The organism is Streptomyces sp. SID14436, assembly GCF_010548465.1.
In the GTDB taxonomy this organism is placed as follows: Bacteria; Actinomycetota; Actinomycetes; order Streptomycetales; family Streptomycetaceae; genus Streptomyces.
Genome location: NZ_JAAGMD010000638.1, coordinates 1 through 10,756 on the forward strand (window position 1 = coordinate 1; position 10,756 = coordinate 10,756).

The following is a 10,756-nucleotide window of genomic DNA, read 5'->3' on the forward strand; positions in this document are numbered from 1 at the left end:
CGGGCGGGCTCGCGCCCCTCCCCCGCCGGGTGCCGCAGACCAGCCTGGCGGCCGAACTGCTGGAGGAGGCCGCCCCGCAGCCCGAGGAGGCCCCCGCCGGGGACTTCACCGCGGAACGGGCCGCCTCCTCCCTGGCCGGCTTCCAGCGCGGCACGTTCCGGGCACGGGACGACGAGGACGGCCACGACGGCCGGACCGACGACGGCACCGCCGGCCGGGCCGCCGGGCCGCCCCCCGACGACACCGGCCCGGCGGCGGAACATGTGCCCGCCGCCCCGCCCGAGTTCTCCACCCCTCCCGCCGATCGCTGACCGACGATCGCCGACCACCGCACACGAAGGAACACCGCCATGACACGCCCCATCCCCGCCACGCACACCCAGCTCGACCAGCTGCTGACCGGACTCGTGGAGCGGGTCGCCGACGTCAACCAGGCCGTGGTGCTGTCCGAGGACGGGCTGGTGGTGAGCAAGTCCACCGGCTTCCTGCGGGACGACGCGGAACGCCTCGCCGCGACCGCCTCCGGCCTGATGAGCCTCAGCAAGGGCGTCAGCATGGACTTCCGGGGCGGGCCGGTGCGCCAGGCGCTCATCGAGATGGCCAACAGCTACCTGATCCTCACCGCCGCCGGCCCCGGCGCGCACCTCGTCGTGCTGACCGGGCCGGGAGCGGACGTCGGCGTGGTGGCCTACCAGATGAACATGCTGGTGAAGAAGATCGGAGAGCACCTCAGCGCGGCGCCCAGGGGCGCCGCCGGGCCCGTCGTCGACCCCGGCGTGTGAGGTGGGCGGAGGCGATCCGGCGGGCCGGCTGGTACGACCGTTCACGCTGACGGGCGGCCGGACCCGGCCCAGCCGGGCCGACTTCACGCTGATCACCACGGTCACGGCGGTGGATCCGCAGCCCGTGACGGGCACCCGGCCGCAGCCGGAGCACACGCGCATCCTGCGGATGTGCGCGGAGCCGGTGGCGGTGGCGGAGCTCGCCGCCCGGCTGGACCTGCCGGTGAGCGTGGTGGTGATCCTGCTGTGCGACCTGCTGGAGGCGGGCCGGATCACCGCGCGGCCCCCGCACCCGGTCACCCGTACCACCCCGGACCTGGACCTGCTGCAGAAAGTGAGGGACGGACTTGGCCGCCTCTGACGCCACCGCCGAGGCACCGCACCCACGCCGGGCACCCGACACGGTCAAGATCCTGATCGCCGGGGGCTTCGGCGTGGGCAAGACCACCATGGTCGGCTCGGTCAGCGAGATCGTGCCGCTGCGCACCGAGGAGCCGCTGACCCTGGCCGGGCTGGACGTCGACGACCTGGACGGCATCGAGGAGAAACGTGCCACCACGGTCGCCCTCGACTTCGGCCGGATCACCGTCTCCGACGACCTCGTGCTGTACCTCTTCGGCACGCCCGGCCAGCAGCGGTTCTGGTTCATGTGGAACGACCTGGCCCTGGGGGCGCTGGGCGCGGTGGTCGTGGTGGACGTGCGCCGGCCGCGGTCCAGTTTCGCGGCGATCGACTTCTTCGAGCGCCGGGGCATCCCCTTCGTCGTCGCCGTGAACGGCTTCCACGGCGAGCACCCCTACCCCGTGGACGACATCCGGGAGGCGCTGACGCTGCCGGAGGGCGTGCCGGTGCTGCTGTGCGACGCGCGGGAGCGGGAGTCGTGCCGGGACGTGCTGATCGCCCTGATCGACCGGCTGATCGCGGCCGCCGCCACGGCCTCCTGACTCCCGCGCGGGTCTCCGCCGCCGTCAGTCGAGGCCCGCGGACTTCAGCCATGCCTTGGCCACGTCCAGCGGGTCCTTCTTCTCCAGCTGCACCTGGGCGTCCAGGTCGAGCAGCGCCGCGGTGTCCAGCGCGGCGGAGACCGCGTTCAGGGCGTCGACGCCCTCCTGGGAGAGGCCCTCCTTGTTGACCAGCGGGGTCACGTTGGCGAAGCCGAAGAGGTTCTCCGGGTCCTTCAGGACGACGAACTTCTCCTTGACGATGGTCGGGTCGGTGGTGAAGATGTCCGCCGCCTGCACGGTGTCGCGGGTCAGCGCCTCCTGGGTGAGCGGCCCGCCCGCGTCGAGCGCCTTGAACGACTTGAACTCCAGCCCGTAGACGTCCTTCAGGCCCTTCAGGCCCTGCCGCCGGGTCTGGAACTCCGGTGAGCCGCCGATCACCAGGTCCGGTGCCGCCTCCTTGAGGTCGGCGAGGGTCGACGCCGCGGTGAGGCCGTACTTCTTTGCCGTCCGCGCGTTGAGGGCGACCGAGTCCTTGTCCTCGGCGGGCGAGGACTCCAGCAGCGTCAGGCTCTTGTCCAGCTTCGCCTTGACGGCGGTGTTGACGTCCTGCGCGGACTTCTGCTCCGCCTCGGGGTCGAGGTAGGCGAGCAGCGAGCCGTTGTACTCGGGCAGGACGGTGATGGAACCGTTCTTCATCAGGCCGTAGGTGGTCTCCCGGCTGCCGATGTTGTGCTTGTAGGTCACCTTGATGCCCTTGGCCCGCAGGGCCTCGCCGTAGATGTCGGCGAGCAGGGTGCTCTCGGCGAAGTTGTTGGAGCCGACGACGACGGTCCCGGCCTCGGCCTTCTCGCCCGCCAGGGGGTCGTCGGAGGTGTCGCCGGAGGAACAGCCCGCGAGCAGCGCCGCGGCGGCGGTGAGCGCGACGGCCGTCGCGCCGGTGTGCCTCGTCCTGGTCCGACTGCTGTGCGCGGTGAAAGTCATTGACCGATCCAATCCAGCCGCTTCACGGCCCGTCAAGAACGTCCTGATCACGGTTTTCCCGCCCCGGGGTCCCGGGGGGTGGCGGAATCCCGGCGTCCGATGCCGGGGGTGCGTCGTCGTCAGCGGCGGCGTACTCCGGGGGAGACGGCCAGGCGTCCGGCGGCCCAGAACACGCCGAGGGTGAGCAGCGCCAGCAGGGCGACCAGGGTGGCGCCGCCGACGACCTTGGCGTAGTCGCGCTGGTAGAGCCCGTCGATGATGTACCGGCCGAAGCCGCCGAGACTGACGTAGGCGGCGATGGTGGCCGTCGACACGATCTGGATGGCGGCCGAGCGCAGCCCGCTGAGGACCAGCGGGAGCGCCACCGGCAGTTCGACCTGGAAGAGGATCCGCGACTCCCGCATGCCCATGCCCCGGGCGGCGTCCACCGGGGAGGGGTCGACGGTGCGCACCGCCTCGTAGGTGGTCACCAGGATCGGCGGCACGGCGAGGACGACCAACGGGATCATCACGGGCAGCAGGCCGAAGCCGATGAGCAGGACGACCAGCACCAGCAGCCCGAAACTGGGCAGCGCGCGGGCGGCGTTGGCGACGAAGGCGACCGCGTTGCCGCCGCGCCCGGTGTGCCCGGTGAGCAGACCGGCGGGCAGGCCGATCGCGGCGGCGACGGAGAGCGCGAGCAGCGTGTACTGGAGGTGCTCCAGCAGGCGCCGGGGGATGCCGTCGTAGCCGTGCCAGTGGGCGGCGTCGCTGAAGAAGGCGTCGACGAAGGTGAGGACGTTCACCGGATCGCCCCCTCGGGCTCGGGCCGGCGTCCGGCGGCCTTCGGCCGTCGCCGCGTGCCGGCCCCCGAGCGGGGCATCCACGGCGTCAGCAGGAGGCGGAGCAGGACCAGCAGGGCGTCGCAGACGATCGCCAGGACGGCCATGGTGATCACGGCGTTCACCGCGAGCTCGGGCCGGTCGTACTTCTGCGCGGCGGCCAGCAGGTTGCCGAGCGCGCCCTGGTTGCCGATCAGGGCGCCGACGCTGACCAGGGAGATGCTGGAGGCGGTGGCCACCCGCAGGCCCGCGATGATGGCGGGCGCGGCGAGGGGCAACTGCACCTGGGCGTAGCGCCGTACGGGTCCGAAGCCCATGGCGGTGGCGGCGGCCAGGGTCTCCTCGGGCACCGAGCGCACCCCGTCGACGATCGCCGGGACCAGCACCACCAGGCTGTACACGGCGAGCGGGATCATCACGGTGAGTTCGGTCTGGCCGGTGTAGTCGATGAGGACCACGAAGAAGGCCAGCGAGGGGATGGCGTAGAGCACGGTCGTGAAGCCCAGGACCGGCGGGTACAGCCTGCGGAAGCGCACGCACAGCTGGGCGAGCGGCAGCGCGAGCAGCAGTCCGGCGGCGACCGGCAGCAGCGCCTCCCGCACGTGGAGGCCGATCAGTCCGGCCCAGCTGTGCTGGAGGTCGCTGGGGATGTCGAAGAATCCGGTCACGGGGCGACCCCGGCCTTGTCGGCGCGGCCGTCGCCGGTGTCCTCGGTGGTGCCGGCCGCCGCGTGGGCGGCGCGGACGGCCTCGGCGATGGCCTGCTGGGAGACGACGCCGGTCACCCGGCCGGCGGCGTCCACGGCGACGGCCCGGCCGGTGGGCGAGAGCACGGCCCGGTCGAGGGCGACGCGCAGGGAGTCGGTGCCGGGCACGAAGGGCCGCCCGTGGGGCAGCAGCCGGTCGGCGGGCAGGTCGCCGGCGAGCAGGTCCCGGCGGGCGGCCCAGCCCAGGGGGCGGCCGTCCTCGTCGGTGACCAGCAGGTGTTCGGCGCCGGGGTCCGTGCCGGCGATCCGTTCGGCGGCGGCGTGGGCGGGCACGACGGTGTCCGTGGTGAGTTCGAGTGCGCCGGAGGGCAGGAAGGACAGCCGGCGGATGCCGCGGTCGGCGCCCAGGAAGTCCTCCACGAAGGCGTCGGCGGGCGCGGACAGCAGGTCGGCGGGCGGCGCGTACTGGGCGAGCCGGCCGCCCTCCCGGAGTACGGCGACCATGGTGCCCAGCTTGATGGCCTCGTCGATGTCGTGGGTGACGAAGACGATGGTCTTGCCCAGTTCGTCCTGGATCCGCAGGAGTTCGTCCTGCAGCCCCTTGCGGACCACGGGGTCGACGGCGGAGAAGGGTTCGTCCATCAGCAGGACCGGCGGGTCGGCGGCGAGCGCCCGCGCCACCCCGACGCGCTGCTGCTGGCCGCCGGAGAGCTGGTAGGGGTACCGCTTGGCCAGCGAGGGGTCCAGGCCCACGCGTTCCATGAGTTCCGCGGCGCGCTGCCGGGCGCGCTGCCGTCCCCAGCCGAGCATGCGGGGCACGGTGGCGATGTTGTCGACGATGGTGCGGTGCTGGAAGAGCCCGGCGTTCTGGATGACGTAGCCCATGGACCGGCGCAGGGCGGTGACCGGCCGGCGGCGGATGTCCTCGCCGTCGAGGAGGATCGTTCCCTCGGTGGGGTCGACCATCCGGTTGATCATGCGCAGGGTGGTCGTCTTGCCGCAGCCCGACGGCCCCACGAGGACGGTGATGGAGCGGTCGGGGACGTCCAGCGACAGCCGGTCGACCGCCACCGTGCCGTCCGGGTACCGCTTCGTGACTGAGTCGATCCGTATCAAGACGCCGAATGCCCTTCGGGGTGGCAGAACTCTGGCCAGGGGTCACGCGCTGGGTCGCCGGACGAGTCTAGACACCGCCACCGACAGCACGCCGGAGCGCGCGGGTCCCGAGGTCCGGGCCACGCGCGCCATGCCGCCACCTGCCCAGCCGCGCCCGTCGGAAACCCCCTGATCCCGGTCCGTTCCGCGCCGTCCACGCGCGGGCGTTCCTGTCGGATTGCTGTCGATGTCCGCCAGGAGTCCGCCGGGGCCTGCGGCAGGGGGCGCCGAGTGCCGCAGTATGAGCGGGTGGACAACGTACGCCTGCTCGTCGTGGACGACGATCCGCCCATCGCCGACCTGGTCGCCACCGTCGCCCGCTACGAGGGCTGGCAGGCGGTCACCGCGAACTCCGGTGCCCAGGCGCTGCGTCGCGCCGCCCGGTTCCGCCCGGAAATCGTGGTGCTCGACCTGATGCTGCCGGACGTCGACGGCTTCGGCGTGCTCGACCGGCTGCGGCGCGCGGGCACCATGGTGCCGGTGGTGTTCCTCACCGCCCGGGACGGCGTCGCCGACCGGGTGGAGGGGCTGACCCGGGGCGGGGACGACTACCTGGTCAAGCCGTTCGCCGTGGAGGAGCTGATGGCCCGGCTGCGGACGGTGCTGCGGCGCAGCGGCGGGCCGGCGCCCCGGCCGCCGGTGCTGCGGGTGGCGGACCTGACGATGGACGAGGACACCCGCGAGGTCCGGCGCGGTGAACGGCTGCTGTCGCTGACGCCCACCGAGTACGAGGTGCTGCGGTACCTGATGCGCCGCTCCCCTGCCGTGCTGACCAAGGCGCAGATCCTGGACCACGTGTGGGAGTACGGCTTCGGCGGCCGCTCCAACGTGGTGGAGCTGGTGGTCAGCCGGCTGCGGCGCAAGCTGGACGACACCGGACCGCCGCTGATCCGGACCGTGCGGGGCTTCGGCTACGTCATACGGCAGGCCGCCGAGTGATGAGCCGGCCGGCCGGGCGGCTGCGTCTGGGCACCCGGCTGACGCTCGGCCTCGGTGCGCTGTCGCTCGCGGTGTTCGCCGTCGTCGGCACCGCGCTGACCGCCTACATGCGCGACTACCTGGAGCAGCAGCTGGCGACCCAGCTCAAGCTGGTGCAGACCGTGCAGGCCAAGGACGCGGCGGCGCACGGCACGGTGCAGCGCAAGCCGTACTACGGCTGGTACACGGCCGTCTACGACGTCGCGGACGGCGAGGTGCGGCTGCGCAGGCCGGCGGACGTGCCCGAGGACACCCGGGCGTTCGCGGCCCTGGCGCGGACGATGGCGCACTCCGACACCGAGCTCGTGCGCACCGCGCGGATCGACGGCGAGGGCACCTACCGGCTGCGCGGGTGCGAGGTACGGCCGGGGGTGGTGCTGGTGAGCGCGGCGCCCGTCACCGACGTCGAGGAGACCGTGGAGCGGCTGATCACGGTGCAGGTCGTGGTGTTCGCGCTGGCGCTGGCGGCCCTGGTGGCGGCCGGACGGCGGATGCTGCGGCGCGGGCTGGAGCCGCTGAGCGACATGGCGCGCACCGCGCACGGCATCGCCTCGCACGACCTGACCGAGTCGGCGGCCCGGCTGCCGCTGCGCGCGGACGGCCGGGACGGCGGCCGGGAGGTCGCGGAGCTGCGCACCGCCTTCAACACGATGCTGGAGCACATCGACGACTCCCTCGCGGTGCGCGCGGAGGCCGAGCAGCGGCTGCGCCGCTTCGTCGCGGACGCCTCGCACGAGCTGCGCACCCCGCTGATGTCGGTGCGCGGCTACGCGGACCTGTTCCGGTACGCGGCGGCCAACGCGCCCGGGGAGCGCGAGCGGCACCTGGCCCGGCTGCGCGCGGAGGCCGCCCGGATGGGGGTCCTGCTGGACGACCTGCTGCTGCTCGCCCGGCTGGACGCGGCCGACGCCCGGGCCCCGCTGCGCACCGCGCGGACGGACGTGGCGGAGCTGGTCCGGCAGGCCGCCGACGCCTTCCGGGCGGGGCATCCGGACCGCCCGCTGACGGTGTCGGCGGGGACCGCGCTGCGGCTGCGGCTGGACCCGGACCGGATCCGGCAGGTCCTGGACAACCTCCTGACCAACGCGGCCGTGCACACCCCGCCCGGGACGCCGGTGTCGGTGACGGTGCGGACCGGGCCGGACGAGGTGCTGATCCGGGTCGCCGACGAGGGCCCTGGCATCCCGGAGGAGCACCGGGAGCGGGTCTTCGACCGCTTCTACCGCGTCGACCGGGCCCGCAGCCGCGACCGGGGCGGCAGCGGGCTCGGCCTGTCGGTGGCCCGCTCCCTGGTGGGCGCGCACGGCGGGACGGTGGAGCTGACCGGCGGCCCGGGCGGCACGGTGTTCACCGTCCGGCTGCCCCTCCGCGGCCGGGACGCCGCACCCGGATGACCGGTGCTCCCGGGCGCGGCGGTGCGGTCAGCCGTCGGCGGGCTGGAGCCGCAGCGAGATGCTGTTGATGCAGTAGCGCTGGTCGGTGGGCGTGGCGTAGCCCTCGCCCTCGAAGACGTGGCCGAGGTGGGAGCCGCAGCGGGCGCAGCGCACCTCGGTGCGGACCATGCCGTGGGAGCGGTCCTCGACCAGCTCCACCGCCTCGGAGTCCCGCGGGTCGTAGAAGGACGGCCAGCCGCAGTGCGACTCGAACTTGGTGTCCGAGGTGAACAGCTCGGCGCCGCAGGCGCGGCAGGAGTAGACGCCCTCGGTCTTGGTGTCGGTGTACTCACCGGTGAACGCCGGTTCCGTCGCCGCCTGGCGCAGCACCGCGTATTCGGCCGGCGACAGTTCCGCGCGCCACTGCTCGTCCGGCTTCTCCACGTCGTACGGCATGAGGATGCAGCCCTTCAGTTCGACAGACGGTCCAGGATCCGCGGGCCGAGGTCGGTGACGTCGCCCGCTCCCATGGTGAGAACGAGATCCCCGGGCTTCGCCATTCCCGCCACCAGCGACGGGACGTCCGCGGTGTCGGGCACCGGGGTGACGTCCGCGCCGGCCGCCCGCGCCGCCTCGATGATCAGCTCGCTGGTGACGCCCGGGATCGGGTCCTCGCGGGCCGGGTAGATCTCCAGCACCAGCGAGGCGTCGGCCAGGGTGAGGGCCTGGCCCATCTCCTTGGCCAGCTCGCGGGTGCGGGAGAACAGGTGCGGCTGGAAGACGACCAGGATGCGGGCGTCCCCGGCGGCCGAGCGCATGGCTTCCAGGTCGGCGGTCATCTCCGTCGGGTGGTGCGCGTAGGAGTCGATGACCTGGACGCCCGCGGCCTCGCCCTTGAGCTGCAGGCGCCGCTTGACCCCGGTGTACGCGGCGAGGGCCGGGGCCAGTTCCGCGGCCGGGATGCCCAGCGCCACGCCCGCGGCGAGGGCGGCCACGGCGTTGTGGGCGTAGTGGCGGCCGGGGACCGACACGGTGAAGGTGAGCGGGGCGCCGTCGAGGTCGACGGTCACCTCGCTGCGCAGCCCCTGCGGGACGACCGACAGGACGCGCACGTCGGCGTCGGGGGACTCGCCGTAGGTGACGGTGCGGACCGAGCCGTCCAGCCGCCGGGTCAGTTCCCGCGCGCCCGCGTGGTCGGCGGAGACGACCAGGGTGCCGCCGGGGACGATGCGGCCGACGAAGGTCTCGAAGGAGGCGTGGATCTCCTCCATCGACGCGTAGTTGGCGTGGTGGTCCAGCTCCACGTTGAGGATGATCGCGACCTCGGGCGCGTACTTGTGGAAGCTGCGGTCGGACTCGTCGGCCTCGGCGACGAAGATCTCGCCGGTGCCGTGCAGCGCGTTGGAGCCGGGCGCGTCGAGGTCGCCGCCGATCGCGTAGGAGGGTGCGCGGCCGAGGGCGCTCAGGGAGACGGCCAGCATGGACGTGGTGGTGGTCTTGCCGTGGGTGCCGGCCACCGCGATCGGGCGGAGCCCGTCCATGAGGGCGGCGAGGGCGTCGGAACGGTGCACCACCGGGATGCCCAGCGCGGCGGCGCGGGCCAGTTCCGGGTTGTCCTCGCGGATCGCCGAGGACACCACCACGCAGCTGGCGTCGTCGGCGAGGTGCTCCGCCGCGTGCCCGATGTGCACGGTGGCGCCCAGGGCGCGCAGTGCCTCGGCGGTCGCGGAGTCCTTGGCGTCGCTGCCGGCCACCCGGGCGCCGCGCTGGGCGAGGATCTTGGCGATACCCGACATTCCGGCGCCGCCGATGCCGATGAAGTGCGGTCGGTCCATGGCGGTAGGAAGGCCGGGTGCCATGCGTGTTCTCCCCAGTGGTGCGACGGGCGGGCGACGGGCCGCGCGCCCCGCTTCGAGCGCGCGCCCGCGACGGACGTGGCGCCCTCGCCGGGAAGGCGCCGCCCCAGCCTATGCCTTGCTGTGGGAGAAGAGTTTCAGCACCGGTACGCCCACCTTGTGGCGGGCCCGTGAGGCCCAGTCCCGGTGGAAGAACTCCTCCACGTAGTGCGGGTCGGTGAGGACGATGACCTCGTCCGCGCCGACCTCCTCGACCATGGTCTTCAGCGCGTCCAGCGGGTGGTCCTCGACCAGGCGTCCCCGCGCCTGGTCGCCGGAGGCGCGCAGGGCCCGCAGGGACACCTCCAGGGCCCGCTCGCCCACGCTCCGGGCCTCCTCGCCCTCGGGGGTCTCCCCCTCGCGGACGGCCTCGTCGAGCTCGCCGAGGGCGACGTCGTCGATGGCCCGCAGGAGCCGGTCCGCCTGTTCGCCGCGTGGTTGGAGCAGGACGTGGAAGGAGACCGGCTCGTCGCCGTGCAAGGTGGTGACGAACTCCACGTCGGCGGACGTCAGGGCCTTCTCGATCATCAGTACGCTTGTGAACACCAGCGCCCCTTCTCCTGTGAGGACCCTCGGGCCCTCTCTCCTCCGCGAGGCGGGCCGGCCCCTGCGGAAACCATCCTGCCCCGTGATCGCACGGGTACGACCGGTTTCAGTGTGCCCGCCGGAGGGTTAAGCGGAACGGAGAATTCCGCCCGATGACCGGACCAGCGGTACTCTCGAACCCCTTTCCGGTCGTACCGGGCACGACGGGGCACCCCCGGAGCCGGGAGGCGCCCGGAGGACCCCGCGCCCCGGGCCGGGTCAGGGCCGTGCGTAGCGCGTGAAGAGGAAACCGTCCTCCTCCAACATCGACTTCAGCGCGAAACGGCGCGGAATCGTCACCGCCGGTCCGCCGGCGATGCGCTGGGCGTCACCCGCGGTGAGCATCGGCGCCACGGTCAGGCACAGCTCGTCCAGCACCCCGGCGGCCACCAGCTGCCCCAGCAGCCGCGGACCGCCCTCCGTCAGCAGCCGGGTGTGCCCCAGCCCGGCCAGCGCCCGCACCGCGCGCTCCGGATCGGCCCCGGCGCCCTCCCCGGCCGTCACCACCCGCACCCCGGCCCGCTCGGCGGCGGCGA

The 10,756-nt window shown here is 73.5% G+C and carries 13 protein-coding genes and 1 pseudogene; 6 read left to right on the forward strand and 8 right to left on the reverse strand.

Features of this window, described 5'->3' with window-relative positions; all coding sequences use genetic code 11:
* The 4 genes and pseudogenes from G3I53_RS22715 to G3I53_RS22730 all read left to right on the forward strand — a co-directional run.
* A pseudogene (locus G3I53_RS22715) lies at nt 1-311 on the forward strand (histidine kinase); the annotation flags it as partial.
* 39 nt (nt 312-350) lie between these two features.
* Entirely contained in the window at nt 351-782 is a 432-nt protein-coding gene (locus G3I53_RS22720) for a roadblock/LC7 domain-containing protein (protein WP_164338729.1), read from the forward strand.
* 1 nt (nt 783) lies between these two features.
* The gene (locus tag G3I53_RS22725) at nt 784-1,143 is read left to right on the forward strand and encodes a DUF742 domain-containing protein (RefSeq protein ID WP_164338728.1); all 360 of its coding nucleotides are present in this window, start codon (nt 784-786) and stop codon (nt 1,141-1,143) included.
* On the forward strand, nt 1,130-1,726 hold the full coding sequence (locus G3I53_RS22730) for an ATP/GTP-binding protein (protein ID WP_164338727.1): 597 nt from the start codon (nt 1,130-1,132) through the stop codon (nt 1,724-1,726). Before G3I53_RS22725 ends, G3I53_RS22730 begins: the two co-directional genes overlap by 14 nt.
* A gap of 24 nt (nt 1,727-1,750) precedes the next feature.
* Here the strand turns inward: G3I53_RS22730 and G3I53_RS22735 are convergent, their stop codons facing one another.
* The 4 genes from G3I53_RS22735 to G3I53_RS22750 form a co-directional block, all read right to left on the reverse strand.
* Nucleotides 1,751-2,707: an ABC transporter substrate-binding protein gene (locus G3I53_RS22735; RefSeq protein ID WP_164338726.1), complete on the reverse strand. Its 957-nt coding sequence runs from the start codon at nt 2,705-2,707 to the stop codon at nt 1,751-1,753.
* Between the two features lie 119 nt (nt 2,708-2,826).
* Entirely contained in the window at nt 2,827-3,492 is a 666-nt protein-coding gene (locus tag G3I53_RS22740; RefSeq protein WP_164338725.1) for an ABC transporter permease, read from the reverse strand.
* Nucleotides 3,489-4,196: an ABC transporter permease subunit gene (locus tag G3I53_RS22745; RefSeq protein WP_164338724.1), complete on the reverse strand. Its 708-nt coding sequence runs from the start codon at nt 4,194-4,196 to the stop codon at nt 3,489-3,491. Before G3I53_RS22745 ends, G3I53_RS22740 begins: the two co-directional genes overlap by 4 nt.
* Nucleotides 4,193-5,350 (reverse strand): ABC transporter ATP-binding protein, encoded by a 1,158-nt coding sequence (locus G3I53_RS22750; RefSeq protein ID WP_164438716.1) that lies wholly within the window; start codon nt 5,348-5,350, stop codon nt 4,193-4,195. Before G3I53_RS22750 ends, G3I53_RS22745 begins: the two co-directional genes overlap by 4 nt.
* A gap of 288 nt (nt 5,351-5,638) precedes the next feature.
* Between G3I53_RS22750 and G3I53_RS22755 the strand changes: the two genes are divergently transcribed.
* Nucleotides 5,639-6,328: a response regulator transcription factor gene (locus tag G3I53_RS22755; protein ID WP_164333448.1), complete on the forward strand. Its 690-nt coding sequence runs from the start codon at nt 5,639-5,641 to the stop codon at nt 6,326-6,328.
* Nucleotides 6,328-7,761 (forward strand): HAMP domain-containing sensor histidine kinase, encoded by a 1,434-nt coding sequence (locus G3I53_RS22760; RefSeq protein ID WP_164438717.1) that lies wholly within the window; start codon nt 6,328-6,330, stop codon nt 7,759-7,761. The genes G3I53_RS22755 and G3I53_RS22760 overlap by 1 nt, the downstream gene beginning before the upstream one ends.
* A gap of 27 nt (nt 7,762-7,788) precedes the next feature.
* Here G3I53_RS22760 and msrB read toward each other — a convergent pair whose 3' ends face one another.
* From msrB to G3I53_RS22780, 4 genes are all read right to left on the reverse strand, one after another.
* Nucleotides 7,789-8,196 carry a peptide-methionine (R)-S-oxide reductase MsrB gene (gene msrB, locus G3I53_RS22765; protein WP_164338438.1) on the reverse strand — a complete coding sequence of 136 codons (408 nt, stop codon included), beginning with the start codon at nt 8,194-8,196 and terminating at the stop codon, nt 7,789-7,791.
* Between the two features lie 14 nt (nt 8,197-8,210).
* On the reverse strand, nt 8,211-9,599 hold the full coding sequence (gene murC, locus G3I53_RS22770; protein WP_164338439.1) for a UDP-N-acetylmuramate--L-alanine ligase: 1,389 nt from the start codon (nt 9,597-9,599) through the stop codon (nt 8,211-8,213).
* 108 nt (nt 9,600-9,707) lie between these two features.
* Complete coding sequence (locus G3I53_RS22775; RefSeq protein WP_205077346.1) at nt 9,708-10,181, reverse strand: indole-3-glycerol phosphate synthase; 474 nt, start codon at nt 10,179-10,181, stop codon at nt 9,708-9,710.
* 258 nt (nt 10,182-10,439) lie between these two features.
* Nucleotides 10,440-10,756: dihydrofolate reductase family protein (locus G3I53_RS22780; RefSeq protein WP_203610270.1), on the reverse strand; the 317-nt coding region annotated here is incomplete at its 5' end.

Coding starts and splice junctions, on each gene's coding strand:
- msrB (WP_164338438.1), bottom strand. CDS start 8,196: ATGCCGTACGACGTGGAGAAGCCGGACGAGCAGTGGCGCGCGGAACTG.
- G3I53_RS22735 (WP_164338726.1), bottom strand. CDS start 2,707: ATGACTTTCACCGCGCACAGCAGTCGGACCAGGACGAGGCACACCGGC.
- G3I53_RS22760 (WP_164438717.1), top strand. CDS start 6,328: ATGAGCCGGCCGGCCGGGCGGCTGCGTCTGGGCACCCGGCTGACGCTC.
- G3I53_RS22720 (WP_164338729.1), top strand. CDS start 351: ATGACACGCCCCATCCCCGCCACGCACACCCAGCTCGACCAGCTGCTG.
- murC (WP_164338439.1), bottom strand. CDS start 9,599: ATGGCACCCGGCCTTCCTACCGCCATGGACCGACCGCACTTCATCGGC.